Below are 16,972 nucleotides of genomic sequence, written 5' to 3' on the forward strand. Positions count from 1 at the left end.
CGCCCGAACGGACTGCCGATGACCGACACCCAGGACCTGCCCGCAGGCTGGTCCGCCACCAAACGATCCCTCCTCGCCCAGCGCCTGCGCGGCGCCGCGGCCCCGGTGCGGGTGGTCGAGCCCCGCCCGGAGGGCAGCGCCCCGCCCCTGTCCAGCGGACAGGAACGGCTCTGGTTCATGGACCAGTTCTCGCCCGGCGGGACGGCCTACACGCTCGCCCCGGCCCGGCGGCTGCGCGGCCCGCTGGACCGCTCGGCGCTGGACACCGCCCTGGCCGCCCTGGTGGCACGGCACGAGGGCCTGCGGATGACCTTCCCGGTCACGGAGGACGGCAGGGCCGAGGTCCTGATCGCCGAACCGGGCCCCTTCGCCGCCGCGTTCGTGGACGCCTCGGACGATCCCGACCCCGGCCGAAGAGCCGCCGACGAGATCGGGGCGCTGGTCGCCAGACCCTTCGACCTCGCCACCGGGCCGCTGCTGCGCGCCCTGCTCGTCCGGCTCTCCGCCGAGGACCACGTCCTCGCCCTGGTCATGCACCACATCGTCGGCGACGGCTGGTCGATCGACATCCTCAACCGCGAACTGGACCTGCTCCACGCCCGGTACGCCCACGGCACGGAGTACGAACTCCCGCCCGTCCCCGTCCAGTTCGGGGACTACGCGCGCTGGCAGCGGGACCGGCTGGACAGCGGCGCCCTGGCCGCCTCCCGCGACTACTGGCGCACCGAACTCGCCGACGTCCCCGCCCTGGAACTGCCCGTCGACCGCCCCCGGCCGCCGCTGCTCACCTTCGACGGCGCCGCCGTGGAACTGCACTGGAGCCCGGAACTCGCCCGCGCCGTCGCCGAGTGCGCCCGCGCCCGCGGCGCGTCGACGTACATGGTGCTGATGGCCGGGCTCCAGGTGCTGCTCGGCCGGCACACCGGCCAGCGGGACTTCGCGATCGGCTCGGCCGTGGCCGGCCGTCTCCACCGGGAACTGGAGGCGGTGGTCGGGGCCTTCGTCAACATGCTGCCGATCCGCGCCCGGCTGGAGGAGGGACTCACCTTCGGACAGCTGGTCGGCCGGGTCCGGGAGACCACGCTGAACGCCTACACCCACCAGGAGGTGCCCTTCGAGCAGATGGTCGCCGACCTGGACATCGAGCGGGACGTCAGCCGCTCGGCGGTGTTCCAGGCCACCTTCGCGTTCCAGAACTACGGCGACCGCGCCGCCCCCACCGCACCCGCCGCCACCGCGGAGGGATTCGGGCACGCCGCCACCACGAGCCACTCCGACCTCGCCTTCTACCTGCGGGAGAAGAAGGACGGCGGGCTCTTCGGGCTGATCACCTACCGGACCGACCTCTTCGACGCCGACACCGTGCGACGGCTCACCGAGCGCTTCGAGGTCCTGATGGCGGCGGCGACGGCCGATCCGGACCGGGCCGTCGAGGACCTGCCGGTGACGACCGGCACCGAGCACCGCGACCTGGTCGAAGGATGGGCGGCCGGCCCGGCGCTCCCCGAGGACGGGCCCGGAACGCTGACCGCGCTGCTCGCGGCGGCGGCCCGGCAGGCGGGCGACCGCCCCGCGCTGGTCTTCGAGGACGCCACCGTCACCCACCGCGAACTCGACGCACGGGCGACCGTCCTGGCCCGGCGGCTGCGGGCGCTGGGCGTCGGCCGGGACGACCGGGTGGCGGTGTGCCTGGAACAGTCCCCGGACCTGGCGGTCGCCCTGATCGCCGTGCTGAAGGCCGGCGGCTGCTACCTGCCGCTGGACCCGGAGCAGCCGCCCGCGCGGCTCTCCCACCTGGTGGCCGACGCGGACGTGCGGGTGCTGGTGACGGACTCGGAGCTGCGGGAGCGGTTCCCCGCGTACGGGGGCGCGGAACTGCTGGTGGACCGCGCCGACCCCGCGCCGGACCGGGTGTCGGACGACGCGCCGCTCGCCGAGGTGTCCGGACCGGACGACCTCGCGTACGTCATCTACACCTCCGGCTCCACCGGGCAGCCCAAGGGCGTCGCGGTGCAGCACCGCGAGATCCTCAACTACCTGGCCGGCGTGCGGGAACGGCTGCGGATCGAGCCCGGCGCCCGCTACGGGCTGCTCCAGTCCCTGTCGTTCGACTTCAGTATCACGATGCTCTACCTGGCGCTCACCACCGGCGGCCGGGTGCACCTGCTGCCGCGGCGCATCGCCGGCGCCGAACTCGCCGCACACATCGAGGCGTCGGCGCTCGACTACCTCAAGATGACGCCCTCCCACCTGGCCGCGCTGTCCGCCGACGCCCCGCTCGAACGCCTGCTGCCGCGCCGCGCCCTGGTGCTCGGCGGGGAGGCCTCGTCCTGGGCCTGGGCCGCCGACCTGGCCGGCCGGGGCGGCTGCGCGGTGTTCAACCACTACGGCCCCACCGAGGCGACGGTCGGCGTCACCGTCCACGAGGTCCTGCCGGGGGAGCACGGCCCGGGCAACACCCCGATCGGCACCCCGCTCGCCGGCGCGCGCTGCTACGTCCTGGACGGCGCCGGGCGGCCGGTGCCGCCCGGCGTGACCGGCGAGCTGTACCTCGGCGGGGACCGGCTGGCCCGCGGCTACCTGGGCCGCCCCGAGCTGACGGCGGAACGTTTCGTCGAGGACCCGTTCGCCGGCGGCCGGATGTACCGCACCGGCGACCTGGCCCGCTGGCGGCCGGAGGCCGGGGCAGGCGTGCTGGAGTACCTGGGCCGCGCCGACGACCAGGTCAAGGTCCGCGGCTACCGGATCGAGCCCGGCGAGATCGAGGCCGCGCTCACCGCGCTGCCCGGCGTCACCCAGGCCTTCGTCACCGTCCGGGGCGAGGGGATCCGGCAGAACCTCGTCGCCTACCTCGAACGCGCGGCCGACGCGGCCGTCCCCGCCGCGGCCGAACTGCGGTTGACGCTCGGCGAGGTCCTGCCGGACTACATGGTCCCCGCCCGGTACGTCGTCCTGGACCGCTTGCCGCTGCTGGCCCACGGCAAGGTCGACCGCAAGGCGCTGCCCGAACCCGAGGACACCGCCCCGGCCGCCGGACACGTCGAACCCGAGGGCGACACCGAGACACTGATCGCCGCGATCTGGGCCGAGGTGCTCGACGTCGCGAAGGTCGGCGCCCTGGACGACTTCTTCGAGATCGGCGGGCACTCGCTGCTCGCCACCCAGGTCGTCGCCCGGCTGCGCCGCACCTTCCCCGACCTGCCGACCCCGGTCGGCGTGATGGACCTCTTCCGCTTCCCGACCGTCCGGCAGCTCGCCGGGCTCGTCGCCGACCCGGGCGCCGACCGCGGACCGCGGGGGCTGCTGCACCGGCTCACCCCCGAACGCCGCCGCACCACCGCGAGCGTGGTCTGCGCCCCCTACGGCGGCGGCAGCGCGCTGATCTACAAGCCGCTCGCCGACGCCCTGCCCGAGGACTGGGCGCTGCACTCCATCGCCGTCCCCGGCCACGAACTCGGCGAGGAACCGATGGACGTCGACGAGGTCGCCGACCGGTGCGCGCGCGAGATCGTCGAGGGCGTCGAGGGCCGGATCGTGCTGTACGGGCACTGTGGGGTCGGCGTGCGCCTCGCCGTCGAGATCGCCCGCCGGGTCGAGGCCGCCGGCCGGGAGATCGACGCCGTCCACCTCGGCGGCATCTTCCCCTTCGCCCGCCCCAGGGGACGCGGCGCGGCCGTCGGCGAGCGGTGGGCCGAACTCCTCGACCGGATGCGCAGCGACCAGGACATGATCAACGGTCTGGCCGCCGCCGGGATGGACACCGACGACCTGGACCCGGAACAGCTGCGGCTGATCGTCCGCAACCGCCGCACCGGCACCAAGGACGTCGAACGGTACTTCACCCGGATGTTCGGGACCGAGGGCGGACGGATCAAGGCCCCCGTGATCGCGGTCTGCGGCGACCGCGACCCGGCCACCGAGTTCTACCAGGAGCGCTTCCGCGAGTGGCACCGGATCGCCGACACCACCGCCGTGGTGGTCCTCGACGAGGCCGGCCACTTCTACCTCAAGTACCGGGCCGCCGAACTCGCGGCCGTCGTCACCGGCGTCCACCGGTCGATCGCCGCGGGGCAGGAGGACCGCCACCGCCGGACGGACGGCGCCACCTGGTGGCTGGCCGGGCTCTCCCGGGACGCCCAACGGCCGGTCACGCAGGACGCGCAGGCGCCCGTCCGCCCGACCATGCGCCGCTTCCTCACCGTTGCCTCCGGGCAGCAGGTGTCGATGATCGGATCGGCGCTCACCGAGTTCGCCCTCCCGGTCTGGATCTACCTGCGCACCGGCTCCCTCGCCCAGTTCGGGCTGCTGGCCGCCTGCGGCCTGGTGCCCGGCATCCTCGCCGCCCCGGTCGCCGGAGCGATCGTCGACCGGGGCGACCGGCGCCGGACCATGCTCCTCGGCGACCTCGCCGCCGGCCTCACCCAGGTCGTCCTGCTCCTGCTGTACGCCACCGGCGGACTGGAGGTCTGGCACGCCTACGCGCTCGTCGCCGTGCTGTCCGCCGCCCTCTCCTTCCAACGGCTCGCCTGGAACGCGTCCGTGCCGCAGCTCGTCCCCAAGCGCTACCTCGGCCGCGCCAACGGCGTGGTCCAGATGGCCTTCGGCCTCGCCCAGTTCCTCGTCCCGCTGTTCGCCGTCGGCCTGCTCGCCGCCATCGGACTCGGCGGCATCCTCGCCCTCGACGTGGCCGGCTACGCGGTCGCCATCGGCGTCACCCTGGCCGTGCGCTTCCCGGACGTGATGGGCTCCACCCGGCGGGAGAGCATTCCCGCCGAGATCCGCGAAGGCTTCCGACGGGCCCTCGGCAGCAGCCACTTCCGCGCGATGCTGCTGTACTTCGCGGTCCTGAACGTCTTCCTCTCCCCGCTGTTCCTGCTCACCACCCCGCTCGTGCTCTCCTTCGCCCCGCTCTCCGCGGCCGGCTGGGTGTCCACGGCGGCCGGCCTCGGCGCCGTGCTCGGCGGGATCACCCTGGTGGCCTGGGGCGGACCGCGCCGACGGAAGCTGCGCGGGGTGCTGCTCGCCACCCTGGCGGTCGCCGGGGCCTGCCTGCTCACCGGGCTGCGCCCGTCGATCTGGACGGTCGCCCTCGGCGCGTTCGGCATGACCTTCGCGCTCGCCCTGCTCAACGGCGCCTACGCGACCATCGTGCAGACCAAGGTGCCGCTGCGCTTCCACGGCCGGGTGATCGCGGTCAACACCATGGTCGCCTGGTCGACCCTGCCGGTCGGGTTCGCCGTCGTCGCCCCCTTCGGCCCCGGACTCCTCCAGCCGCTGGTGGACCGCGGCGGCGCCCTCGCCTCCACCGTCGGCCGGCTCATCGGCACCGGCGAGGGCCGCGGCATCGGACTGCTCTACCTGCTGTTCGGCCTCGCCATGGCCGCCCTCGCCCTGGTCTGCCTGGCCGTCCCGGTGCTGCGGCACTTCGACCGGGACGTCCCCGACGCCGAGCCCGACGACCTGGTCGGCCTGAAGGCCATCCAGGACCGGGCCGCCGGCACCGCCCGGCCGTCCAGTGACGCCGACGCCGACGCCGCCGAGCCCACCCTCCCGCACCGCTCCGAGACCGAGGTGACCGTCCGGTGACCACCACCGCCACCCACCCGTTGACCGCCGAACAGCGCCGGCTCTGGTTCCTCCAGCAGCTCCACCCGGACGACGCCGGCTTCAACATGTACCTCAACCGGCGCTGGACCGGGCCGCTCGACCCGCGGGCCCTGCGCACCGCCCTCGGCCGGCTGGCCGAACGGCACGAGATCCTCCGCACCCGCTTCGGGTACGACGACCCCGGGGCCGCGGAGCCCGTCCAACTGGTCCAGCCCCCCGCCGCGATCGACCTGGTCACCCTCCGCCTGCCCGAGGGAGCCACCGAGGCGGACTTCACCGACGCCTGCCGCCCGTACGTCAACGCGCCGTTCGACCTCGCCGCCGCGCCGCCCCTGCGCGCGACCCTGATCAGCGCGGGGGAGCGGGAGCACGCGGTCAGCGTCGTCGTCCACCACATCGTCGCCGACGGCTGGTCCTTCCGCACGATGTGGCGCGAACTGCTGGCCCTCTACCGCGAGGCGATCGGCGAGGCACCGGCCGAGCTGCCCGAACTCCGCTTGCAGTACGGCGACTTCGCCCGCGCCGAACAGGCCAGGACCGGCGGGGAGGCGGGCGAGGAGGCGTTCCGGTTCTGGGCGGACCGGCTCGCCGGCACCGGAGCGCTGCGCCTCCCGTTCGACCGGCCGAGACCGTCGGACCCCACCAGACCCGCCGGCTTCGTCACCGTCGACCTCGGCCCCGAGCTGACCGCCGCCCTCGACCGGCTGGCCCGCCAGGAGCGGTGCACCCCGTTCATGGTGCTGCTCACCGGCTACCAGTGCGTCCTCGCCCGCTGGACCGGCTGCCGGGACTTCGTGGTCGGCACCCCGCTGGCGGGCCGCACCGAGGCGGCGCACGAAGCGCTGCTCGGCTACTTCAACCGCACCGCGGTGATCAGGTCGGACCTGACCGGGGACCCCGACTTCCGCGGGGTGCTGAAGCGGACCAGGTCCGCCGCGCTCGCCGCCCTGAGCCGTCCCGACGCCCCGGCCGAGCGGCTCGCCGCCCACCTCGGCCTGCCCGCGGACACCGGAGCCGGACCGCTCTACCAGGCCGTCTTCGTCCACCAGAGCCAGAACGACCTCGCGGACGGCTCCGGCGAACCCGCGCTGCCCGCGGGCGTCCGCACCACGAGCATGGACTCCGGCTTCGAGCAGGCCAAGACCGACCTGCTGCTCGACAGCTGGCGCACCGCCGACGGCGGCATCACGCTCTCCTTCTGCTACGACCGCGAGCTCTTCGACCGGGAGACCGTCGAGGCGCTCGGCGGCCGGTGCCGCGAGCTGTACGCGCGGATCGTCGAGGACCCGGAACTCCCCCTGCACGGCGACTGGTTCGTCGGAGCGCGGGAGCGGGCGGCGCTGCTCGCCCTGGGCGCGGGGCCGACGGCTCCCGCCACCGTGCGAACGGTGCTGGAGCGGTTCGCGGACCAGGTCGCCGCGCGGCCGGACGCGCCCGCCCTGGACTGCGACGGCCGGACGCTGTCCTACGCCGAACTCGACCGGCGGTCCACCGAACTGGCGCACCGGCTCGGCCCGGTGGCCGGCCGGGTGGTCGCGGTGTCGATGGCACCCTCCTTCGACCTGGTCGTCGCCCTGACCGCGGTCTGGAAGGCCGGCGCCGCCTACCTCCCGCTCGACCCGGCCCACCCCGAGGACCGCCGCGCACTGATGGTCCGCGAGGCCGACGCCGTCCTCACCCTCACCGGCGCGGACCTGCCCGGCGCCGGAACCGCCGACCTGCCCGGCGCCGGGACCGACGACCTCGCCCCGCCCGACCCGCGGGGCCTGGCCTACGTCCTCTACACCTCCGGGTCCACCGGCACGCCGAAGGCCGTCGCCGTCGACCACCCGGCGGTGTCCGCCCGGGTCGACTGGATGACGGGCCCGGACGGCTACGCGCTGGGCCCCGCCGACCGGATCGTCCAGTTCGCCTCCCTCGGCTTCGACACCCACGTGGAGGAGCTCTGGCCGGCCCTGGCGGCCGGGGCGTGCGTGGTGCTGCTGCCCGGCGGCGGCCGGACCCTGCCCGACCTGCTGGACGGCCCGTCCGGCCGGTCCGTCACCGTGCTCGACCTGCCGACCGCCTACTGGGAGGAACTCGTCGGCCTCGGCGAGCAGACCCGCTGGCCGGAGGCACTGCGGCTGGTGGTCATCGGCGGCTCCGAGGCGCGCGCCGACACGGTCGACCGGTGGCGCCGACGGCACGGGGACGCCGTCCGGCTCGTGAACACCTACGGCCCCACCGAGGCCACCGTGATCGTCACCGCGGCCGAGCTGACGGCCGCCGACACCGAGCGCCGGCCCTCGCTGGGCCGCCCGCTGCCCGGGGTCGGGCTGCACGTGCTGGACGAGCGCGGCGGGCTGCTGCCCCGGGGAGCCGAGGGCGAGCTGTACATCGGCGGCAGCGGCCTGGCCCGGGGCTACCTGGGCCGGCCCGACCTGACCGCGACCGCCTTCGTGCCCGATCCGTTCCTCGGCGGCGTGATGTACCGCACCGGGGACCGCGCCCGGTGGCGGGCGGACGGCCGGCTGGAGTTCCTGGGGCGCGGCGACGCCCAGCTGAAGCTGCGCGGCTACCGGATCGAGCCCGCGGAGATCGAGTCCGCGCTGACCGCGCACCCGGCCGTCGCGCAGGCCGCCGTGCTGGTCCGCGACGGCCGGAGACTGCTGGCGTACGCCGTCCCGTGCCCGGGTGCCGAGCCCGGACCGGCCGAACTGCGCGAGCACCTCGCCCTGCGGCTTCCCGCCTACATGGTCCCGGACACCGTGCTCACCCTGGCCCGGCTGCCGCTGACCCCGAACGGCAAACCCGACCTCGCGGCCCTGCCCGACCCCGGGCCGGCCGCCGGGTCGGGCTACGTCGCGCCGCGCACCGACGCCGAGCAACTGGTCACCGACCTGTGGCAGGAGGTCCTCGGAGTCCCGCGGGTCGGGGTGTTCGACGACTTCCTCGCGCTCGGCGGGGACTCCCTCCTGGTCACCCGGGTCGCCGCGCGGATCCGGGCCGGGATCGGACTCGACATCCCCATCCGCGACGTGTTCGAGAGCAGCACACCGGCCGCGCTCGCGGCCCGGATCGAGGCGCTGCTGATCGCCGAGATCGACGCGCTCACCGAGGAGGAGGCGGCCGGGCGCCTCTCCGGCTGAGCGGGCGGGGCCCGGCTTCCGCGCGCAGTGGAAGCCGGGCCCGGGGGCGTTCCGAGAGCGTTCCGAGGGCGCTCCGGCGGCGTTCCGGGGGCGCGGCCGGGGGTGCGGCCGGTGATGGCCGCACCCCCGCTTTCCTCGTGTCAGATACCGGCCGCCCCGGCCAGCGCCGTGGCGAGGTCGTCGGCCAGCGCCGACACCGTCGCCGCCTCGAAGGCGTGCTCGTTGTACCGCAGCCAGCACCGCAGCGAGCCGTCCGGCTGCTCGGTGACCGCCAGCTCCGGGACGTGCCGGTCACCGCCCGGCAGCGGGTACGGCACGGTGGCGTTGCGGGGCAGCTCCCAGGCCGCGCAGGCCACCCCCGGCAGCTGGGCCGGCGCACTCCAGCTCTCGTACCTCAGCCAGGCCGCGAACGGCACCAGCGGGCTGAACTCCGCGAACGGGTAGAGCTGGTGGTCGAGCGCGGCGGTGGCGGCGGACCGGACCCGGTCGAGCAGTTCGGCGAAGCCCGGCGCGCCCGACACGTCCACCCGCACCAGCAGCGACTGCACGAAGCAGCCGACCGCCCGCTCCGCCTCCGGCCTGGTCCGGCCGGGCACCGGCGTCATGAGGACGAGGTCCGGCTGTCCGCTGCGGGCGGCCAGCAGGCCGCTCCAGACCGCCGCCACCGCGAGGAACGGCGTGGCCCCCAGCTCCGCCGCCCTGGCCCGCAGTGCCTCCGCCGCCTCCGGGGGCACCGTGAACGCGTGGGCGGCGCTCAGCACCACCTCGGTGTGGTGGCGCCCCGGGAAGGGGTCGATCGCGGCGGGCGCGTCCGCGAGTGCCGTCGCGAAGTGCGTCCGGGACGCCGGCCAGTGGGCGTTCGACCACTCCGCCAGCTCGCGGTACTCCGGGCCGGGCCGGGCGGCCGGCACCCGGCGCCCGTGGCGCAGCGCCGAGTACGCCACCCCCAGCTCGCGCAGGAGCACTCCCAGCGACCAGCCGTCGCTGACGAGGTGGTGGACGGCCAGCAGGACGACGTGGTCCTCCGGCCCGCGGCTCACCACGGCCAGCCTGGTCATCGGCCCCGCGGCGACGTCCGTCAGGCGGTCGCGCACGGCGACCAGCCGCGCCGACACCTCGTCGTCGCTCGCGCCGGGCGCCTCCACCAGCACCACGTCCGCGTGCGGTTCGTCGTCCAGGACGGCCCGCAGCACCCCCGGTTCGGCGCCGGGCACCGGGACGAACCTCGTCCGCAGCGCGGGATGGCGGCGGATCGCCTCGTGCAGGGCGTCGGCCAGGACGTCCGTCCGCAGGCCCTCCGTCACCCGGAACATCACCGCCACCGAGCCGACGTTGCGGCCCGGGGCCTCGGCCATCCAGCGCAGGAAGTTCTCCTGCTGGGAGGTGAGCGGCAGGTCGTGCGGCTGGGCGCGCAGCGAGCGGAGGAAGTCCGACACCTCGGCCCCGGACCGCTCAGCCGTCCCGGCCGCCGAGGCTTCGGCCCGCTCCAGCCAGGCCGCCTGGGCGCGGAGCGAGGGGCGCTCGAAGACCAGCGCCGTGCGAGCCGCCACGCCGAACTCGGCGGAGATCGCGGCGGCCAGCTGGACCGCGCGGAACGAGTCCCCGCCGAGGGCGAAGAACTCCTCCTCCACCGCCCGGACCGGGCGTCCCAGCACCGTCCGCCACAGGCCGGCCAGGGCGAGCTCCCGCTCCGTCTCCGGGGCCCTTCCCGTCACCGGGGCGGGCTCCTCGAACGCGGTCCGCAGTTCGTGCTTGACCACCTTGCCGCTCGGATTGCGCGGCAGGGAGTCCAACACCAGGATGCGTACCGGCAGTTCGGGCCTGGCGAGCCGCTCGCTCAGGAACAGCCGCAGACCGTCGGCATCGATTCCGCCCGGCAGCGGGACCACCGCGGCGACCGGCACCTGGCCCATCACCGGATGCGGCAGGCCGAGCGCGGCCGCGTCGGCGACCTGCGGGTGCTCGTGCAGCACGGCCTCGATCCGCAGCGTCGAGACCTTCAGCGCACCGGACTTGACGATGTCGCTCTCCCGGTCGACCAGATGGAGGAAGCCGTCCCCGTCCAGCCTGCCGAGGTCGCCCATGCGCACCCAGCCGTCGCGGAAGACGCTGTCGGAGGCCGCCCCGGCGTATCCGCGCGGCGGCCCGGGCTGGCGCAGCCAGATCTCGCCTGTCCCGCCGGGCGGCACCGGCTCCCCGGCCTCGTCCAGGATCCGCAGGTCGGCCGGGTCGGTCGGGCGGCCCACCGAGCCGGGGCGGCCGGGATCCACGATCGCGGAGATCTGGGCGGGGGAGGCCTCGGCCGAGGTGTAGGTGTTGACGACCGTCGCCTTCGGCAGCGCGGCGCTCAGCCCGGCGGCGACGGCCGGCGGGAGCGCGGCGGCGGTGGAACCGACCAGCAGGACGCTGCCGAGGTCCCGGCGGCCGGCCGTCCCGGAGTTCAGCAGTTCCACCGCCATCGACGGCACCAGGAAGACCGTGCCCGCGCCGAACTCCTCGACCACCCGCCCGAATTCCTCCGCGTCGAAGCGCGGCAGACAGATCGTCGTGGGCTGCGCGGTCAGCGCGTTCACCAGAACCGCCTGGGCGGCGTTGGTGCCGATCGGGAAGGCGTGCACCGCGTGCCGTGAGTGCGCGTACGGGCGGGGCCGGGGGTTGAGGACCAGGCCGGCGGTCAGGCTCGCGTGCGCGGCCCGGACGCCCTTCGGGGTGCCGGTGGTGCCGGAGGTGCCGATGATCTGGGCCAGGTCGCCGGGGGCGACCCGGTGCGGCGGCTCGATCCCGTCCGGGGCGTCGAGCGATGAGTCGCCCGGCGAGTGGAACGGGGAGTCGAGCGGAGCGTCGAGGCCGTCGAGCGCGAAGGTGGGCAGCGTGGTGCGCGGGCCGTTCCCGGCGACCGCCCAGCGCGCCCCGGCCGCCTCGACGAGCCGCTCCACATCGGCCGGGGCCAGGTCCTCGCGGATCACCAGCCCGGCCGCGCCCGCGTAGTGGGCGGCCAGGAACGCCACGGCGTACGCGTCCCACTCCCGGTTGGTGAACAGCAGCGCCACCGTGTCCCCGGGGCGCACGCCCGCCCGGGCCAGCCCGTGCGCGGCCCGCACCGCCCGCTCGCGCCACCGGCCGTAGGTGAGGCTCCCACCGCCGGGCACGAGCAGCGCGGTGCGTTCCGGATGGAGCGCGGCCCGGTGGTCCAGGAGCGCTGGAAGCGTGAGCGGGACGGGGACGGGCTGGGCGCTGATGACGACTCCCGGGGGGCTTTCGGAGCGCGGCGGACCGATGCCGGAGGAAGATCGGCCGCTGATTGGTCCAGACCGTATCGGAACGGTGAAGGCGGGCGCCAGATCCGTTCACAGTTCGTCACGACCCTTGGCACGCGGGCCCGGAGCGCCGCCCCGCCGGGGTCAGGAGGGCGGCCCCGGCTGCTCCGGCCAGCCCGCCGTCAGGCGCCCGCGCTCCTGCCACTGCCGTACCCCCGGCCCGTCCGGGGCACCCCGGCGGCAGAACTCCTCCAGCCGGGCGCACCGGGCGAGCATGGCGGCCCGGCGCCGCGGCCAGGGCGGCACCGGCTGCCCGTAGGCGTCGAAGAGGTGGTGCAGGGCGCCCGCCCGGGCCGGGTGGTGCATGCGGACGATCCACTCGCACCAGGCCAGGTCCTCCACCCGCTCGCCGAGGTGGGCGAACTCCCAGTCCAGCAGGCCGGTGACGGCGAAGGTCGCCGGGTCCAGCAGCAGGTTGTTGGGCCCGAAGTCCCCGTGCACCAGTACCGACCCCGGGGGCGCCGGACCGTCGCCGGCCACGCCGGGGTCGACGGCCTGGAGCCGTCGCAGCACCCGCCCGCAGGCGGCCAGGACCTGCGCGCCGTGCCCGGCGTCCAGCAGGTCCTGCGCGGGCACTCCGGGCAGGTGGCCGAGTGTGATGGCGCCCGGCTCGGTGCCGAGCACCGGGGGAACCGGCAACAGCCCGTGCAGCAGGGTCAGCAGCCGGTGCTCGCGCCGGCGCCGCTCCTCGGCGTCCGGCCCTTCGTAGCGTTTCACCACGACGGTGCCGTCGCCCGCGGTGCGGTTGGTCCAGCCGTGCGGGAAGGGCCGAAGCCCGGACGGGTCCTCGCTCACCCCCGCCACTCCTCGGCCAGCAGTCCGAGCACCATCTGGTCCACGAACTCCCCGTACGCCCAGGCGGCTTGGCGCAGCCGCCCCTCGACGGTGAAGCCGACGCCGGTGGCGGCCCGGAGCATCGGGGCGTTGTCCGCCAGCGTCTCCAGCTGCAGGCGGCGCAGGCCGAGCACCGGGAAGGCGTAGTCGCAGAGCACCCGCAGGACGTCCGGTGCGAGCCCGCGGCCCCGGTGTCCCGGCAGCAGGGCGAGGCCCACGTGGGCGCTGCGGTTGTGGGCGTCGATGCCCCACAGCAGCGCCTCGCCGGCCAGCTCCCCGGAGGCCGTCTCGACCACGGAGAAGCACGCCGCCTCGTCGGACGGCCCGGCGACCACGTACGGGGAGTCCGCCGAGCCCGGGGGGATGGGCCGCCAGGGGCGGGAGTCGGCCCGCGAGCGGGTCGCCACGTCGTCGTACAGCTCGGCCAGGAGCACCGGGAGGTCGGCGTCGTGACGGGCCCGGAGGGTGATGTGAGTGCCTTGTAACATGTCACATATTTACCACTGGTGGGGCTGCCGTGACCAACGGGTTTTCCGGTGCCGACCGGCGTTCCGGGGACGACAATCGCTCCCGGGTCGCGGCGCCGGGCCGACGGCCGGCCAGGTGGTCCGAGTGGCGGGGGCCGTCAACTCCCGTGCTCCCGGGGTTGGTTGATGCTCGTCGCTCGACGGTGGCGTGCCCGCTCCCCGCACGGTTCACCCGGACGGCACCGTGTGTTGACCCCTCGGGGGAACGCGGCTCGATTACAAGGTTCGCATGAGAAACATCCACTACGGAGCCGGTGGAATCGCCGCCTCGGCCGCCTTGGCGGCCCTTCTCGTCTGCGCTCCGCAACAGGCGTCGGCGGCCCCCGGAATCCACACATTCGACTTCAAGGGCGCGCCCGAGCAGTACGCGGTCCCCGACGGGATCTGCGAGCTGGTGGTGCGGGCCTCCGGCGGTGCGGGAGGGGACGCCGTCTACGGGTCGCCCGGCGGGAAGGGCGGTCAGGTCCGAGCCACGGTCCAGGTCACGAGCGGTCAGGTGCTGACCGTCGACGTGGGGCAGGCGGGCAGCGGAGGCGACCTCTCCGTCCCCGGCAGCACGGCCTACGGCGGGTACGGCGGTGGCGGCCAGGGCGGCTCCTACAACGCCGAGCACCGGCCCGGCAACGGCGCCATCGGTGCCGGCGGCGGAGGCGCCACCACCGTGACGACGGGTGGCAGCGCGCTGATCATCGCGGGGGGCGGCGGCGGAGGCGCCGGCAGCTTCACCAACGACGGAACCGCGCGGGGCGGCGACGGCGGGCAGGCCGGAACCGACGGGGCCGACACCGGGCAGAGCGCGGCGGGCAAGGGCGGCAAGTCCGGCGGCAGCGGGGGAGCGGGTGGCGCGGGCGGAACCGCCTCCACCGAGTCCGACCGCGACGGCTTCGCGGGCGGCAGCGCCACCGGCACCAAGGGCGGCGACGCGGCCATCAACGTCGGCGACCCCCACATGGGGACCGGCGGCGGAGGCGGCGGCGGGGCCCACGGGGGCGGCGCGGGCGGCTCCTCCACGGAGGGCACGCTCGACGGCGGCGGGGGAGGCGGCGGCTCCAGCCTCGGTCCGGCCTCCGCGACCTTCACCACCGGAGCGCGCAGCGGCAACGGGCAGGTCGTGATCGAGGAGGTCGCCTGCGCCATTCCCTTGACGTCCCCGTCCCGGTGCTGAAGAGTGGAGGGGTGTAGCACCCACTCGCCGTCCCCGACGGCTACTCCCACCCACTCGCCGTCCCCGACGGTTTCTCCCACCCACTCGCAGTCCCCGACCACCGGCCCGAGCCACACGGCGTCCGGCGGCCCGTCGCCCACGGGGGGCCCGAGCCACCACCACTCGCCCGGTCCGGTGCCCGGCCACGGTGGGGGCCAGCTTCCCGAGACCGGGAGCAGCACACCGGCCCTCCTGATGAGTGCCCTGCTCTGCGTGGGCGTCGGTGCCGCCGTGTTCCGTCTCGCCCGCCGGAACGGTCGCCGGCGCTCCTGACGGCGGCGTGGCCCACGGAGCCCACCCGCTGCACGGGAAGTCGGCCGGTCCGACTTCCCGTGCAGCGGAAGCTCCTTGTGCCGATCGCGGTCCTCCGCGCCCGTCGCCTCAGGTCCCCGGAGCCAGCGAGTCGGCCGACGCCTGTGGCCTCGTCACGTGTTCGCCTCGCCCATCACGGCATCCTCGTGGACCGGGCGGTGCAATGGTGGCAGTACACGACATCGACCGGCCCACCGGAGCGGGCCCGTGCCACGGCCCGCGCACACGACACGGCGGACAGCACGCCGAGGGCGAGCAGCACCACGCCCGCAGCGTCCCCACTGAGCAGCGGTTTCGCGGCCAGGACGAGGAGCACCACCGCCGCCAGGAACCGCACGACACCCCGGCCCCGGAGCACGGGCCGATACCGCTCGCGGAACACGGTCAGCTCTGTCGTCTCCTCGCACCGCGGGCAGCCCGTCCCGCCGCCTCCGCCGGCCTGCGCCGTATCGAACAACAGCTCATCCGTCACACGGCAACCCTACGGCTTACGTCCAGGGCGGCTCGACCCCGTCGCTCAAGTCGGGCCGTCGAACCGGATGTCACCTGGTGGGGCCGGGAGGCTGCGCTCGGCGGAGCTCGCCCCCGACCGAGGCGGCCGGGCGGACCTGTGCTGTGATGGGGGTCCGATCAGCCAAGGAGGACGTCGTGACCGTCGAGTCGCACGAGGACTGCGGTCCGGTGTACACCCTCAGCCCGGACGAGCCGATGTTCGTGTCGAAGCGCGTGCGTCGCGGGCAGCCCGTCGTGAGTGTCCACCTCGACGAGGACGGTGACTGGCAGGCGTTCTCGGCGACCGAGCCGCGCTGGTGGAAGGGCGGCCCCAGGCTGGTCCATGCCGCGCACCTGCTGGAGAGCGACCCCTCGATGGCCGGCCTGCCGGCGCTGCCGCTGAATCACTGGGCGACGCGTGAGGACGCCTCGTCGACGGCGTGGCAGGTCTTCCGGGGCTGACCGGGCCCGCGGCGGCCCCGGAGCTGTCGCCCGGCCCGCGCCGGCGCGCCGACGACCTGTGGGCGGACAGGTGATCTCCCTGTCCGGTATGGCAAGTTGTCGCTCGTCCGGGCCCGTCGGCGTAGAGTGGGCGGGTGTCAGCTGATCTTGGAGACCGACCGAAGCCGAAGCCGTTCGATGAGTGGCGGGACATCTATGACGTCCTTGAACAGGTGCGGCAGCGGCCCGGCATGTTCGTGCGCAACGGCTCGCTGGACGACTTGGGCCTGATTTTCTCGGGGTACAGCCTTGCCCTGCGGATTCACGGGGTCGACGAGCGGTTCGATTTCGATCCGGTCGGCCCGTTCCAGCAATGGCTGTGCTGGACGCGCGGTTGGCCGATGAGCCTCAGCTGGTACCAGTTCATCGAGCGGAACGCTGGTGCGGTTCCGCCGCTGGAGGCGTTCTTTCAGCTGCTCGACGAGTGGCGGGCGAGCGTGGCCGCCGAGAACTCGGCAGCAGCGGAAACGGCTCCCTGACAGGCCGTTGAACGGACACTGTCGGGGAAAGACGGTACCCGTGCCCGCGCGGTGGGCGACAGTGGACCCATGACCGCGCTGCACGAGGCGACCGGCGAGCGGCAGACCTGGACCTGCTCGTTCCTCGTCACCTGCACCGGCTACTACGAATACGACCGGGGCCACCTGCCCGAGTTCCCCGGCGTCGGGCGGTTCGAGGGCGTGCGGATCCACCCGCAGCGCTGGCCCCAGGATTTCGACCACGCGGGGAAGAAGGGCCCGTCGACCGTGCGGCCAACGCGACCGGGGACGGCGTCGTCGACGAGCTCTCGTCGGGCTACATCCGGCGCGCGAAGGACGCGATGCCGCGCCAGGGACGGGACTTCCCGTGGCGGATGGTCATGGACTACCGGCACGACAGGAAGGTCCTGCTCTCCGACCCGATCGAGGACGGCGTCCTCCGGTTCACCGGCGCCCCGGACGGCGGTTGATCCGCCACCGGGTTCCCGGGAGTCCCGGACGGGTGGGCCCCGGGGGGGGGGGGTACCTCTCCCCGGGATCCCCGGGGTTCCCCTCGGCGGGGGCTCCCAAC

Annotated in this window: 10 protein-coding genes; 6 read left to right on the forward strand and 4 right to left on the reverse strand. The window is 74.9% G+C overall.

Features of this window, described 5'->3' with window-relative positions:
* Positions 1–18 precede the first annotated feature (18 nt).
* Together ACFVGO_RS20385 and ACFVGO_RS20390 are read left to right on the forward strand one after the other, a co-directional pair.
* Complete coding sequence (locus ACFVGO_RS20385) at positions 19–5,586, forward strand: amino acid adenylation domain-containing protein (RefSeq protein WP_380633205.1); 5,568 nt, start codon at positions 19–21, stop codon at positions 5,584–5,586.
* Positions 5,583–8,735 carry an amino acid adenylation domain-containing protein gene (locus ACFVGO_RS20390; RefSeq protein ID WP_380633207.1) on the forward strand — a complete coding sequence of 1,051 codons (3,153 nt, stop codon included), beginning with the start codon at positions 5,583–5,585 and terminating at the stop codon, positions 8,733–8,735. Before ACFVGO_RS20385 ends, ACFVGO_RS20390 begins: the two co-directional genes overlap by 4 nt.
* Positions 8,736–8,875: 140 nt before the next feature.
* Here the strand turns inward: ACFVGO_RS20390 and ACFVGO_RS20395 are convergent, their stop codons facing one another.
* From ACFVGO_RS20395 to ACFVGO_RS20405, 3 genes are all read right to left on the reverse strand, one after another.
* Positions 8,876–12,037 carry an AMP-binding protein gene (locus ACFVGO_RS20395; protein ID WP_380633223.1) on the reverse strand — a complete coding sequence of 1,054 codons (3,162 nt, stop codon included), beginning with the start codon at positions 12,035–12,037 and terminating at the stop codon, positions 8,876–8,878.
* Between the two features lie 99 nt (positions 12,038–12,136).
* Positions 12,137–12,847, reverse strand: a complete 711-nt coding sequence (locus ACFVGO_RS20400; protein ID WP_380633209.1) for a phosphotransferase — start codon at positions 12,845–12,847, stop codon at positions 12,137–12,139.
* Positions 12,844–13,374 (reverse strand): GNAT family N-acetyltransferase, encoded by a 531-nt coding sequence (locus ACFVGO_RS20405; protein WP_380633211.1) that lies wholly within the window; start codon positions 13,372–13,374, stop codon positions 12,844–12,846. Before ACFVGO_RS20405 ends, ACFVGO_RS20400 begins: the two co-directional genes overlap by 4 nt.
* A gap of 268 nt (positions 13,375–13,642) precedes the next feature.
* Here ACFVGO_RS20405 and ACFVGO_RS20410 point away from each other — a divergent pair, with 268 nt between their 5' ends.
* The gene (locus ACFVGO_RS20410; RefSeq protein WP_380633213.1) at positions 13,643–14,578 is read left to right on the forward strand and encodes a hypothetical protein; all 936 of its coding nucleotides are present in this window, start codon (positions 13,643–13,645) and stop codon (positions 14,576–14,578) included.
* 484 nt (positions 14,579–15,062) lie between these two features.
* On the opposite strand, the gene ACFVGO_RS20415 is transcribed toward ACFVGO_RS20410, so the two are convergent.
* Positions 15,063–15,401, reverse strand: coding sequence for a hypothetical protein (locus ACFVGO_RS20415; protein ID WP_359898399.1), 339 nt, complete (start codon positions 15,399–15,401; stop codon positions 15,063–15,065).
* A gap of 176 nt (positions 15,402–15,577) precedes the next feature.
* Between ACFVGO_RS20415 and ACFVGO_RS20420 the strand changes: the two genes are divergently transcribed.
* The 3 genes from ACFVGO_RS20420 (at position 15,578) to ACFVGO_RS20430 (ending at position 16,871) form a co-directional block, all read left to right on the forward strand.
* Positions 15,578–15,883 (forward strand): hypothetical protein, encoded by a 306-nt coding sequence (locus ACFVGO_RS20420; RefSeq protein WP_359898400.1) that lies wholly within the window; start codon positions 15,578–15,580, stop codon positions 15,881–15,883.
* Positions 15,884–16,017: 134 nt separating this feature from the next.
* Positions 16,018–16,401 (forward strand): hypothetical protein, encoded by a 384-nt coding sequence (locus ACFVGO_RS20425; RefSeq protein WP_359898401.1) that lies wholly within the window; start codon positions 16,018–16,020, stop codon positions 16,399–16,401.
* 341 nt (positions 16,402–16,742) lie between these two features.
* Positions 16,743–16,871, forward strand: coding sequence for a hypothetical protein (locus tag ACFVGO_RS20430; protein WP_359898402.1), 129 nt, complete (start codon positions 16,743–16,745; stop codon positions 16,869–16,871).
* Positions 16,872–16,972: the final 101 nt, after the last annotated feature.

It is taken from the genome of Kitasatospora sp. NPDC057738 (assembly GCF_042798815.1).
Lineage (GTDB): Bacteria > Actinomycetota > Actinomycetes > Streptomycetales > Streptomycetaceae > Kitasatospora > Kitasatospora lactacystinica.

Excerpts from the sequence above, each read along its gene's own strand:
- ACFVGO_RS20430 (WP_359898402.1), top strand. The coding sequence starts at position 16,743 with ATGCCGCGCCAGGGACGGGACTTCCCGTGGCGGATGGTCATGGACTAC.
- ACFVGO_RS20410 (WP_380633213.1), top strand. The coding sequence starts at position 13,643 with ATGAGAAACATCCACTACGGAGCCGGTGGAATCGCCGCCTCGGCCGCC.
- ACFVGO_RS20385 (WP_380633205.1), top strand. The coding sequence starts at position 19 with ATGACCGACACCCAGGACCTGCCCGCAGGCTGGTCCGCCACCAAACGA.
- ACFVGO_RS20405 (WP_380633211.1), bottom strand. The coding sequence starts at position 13,374 with ATGTTACAAGGCACTCACATCACCCTCCGGGCCCGTCACGACGCCGAC.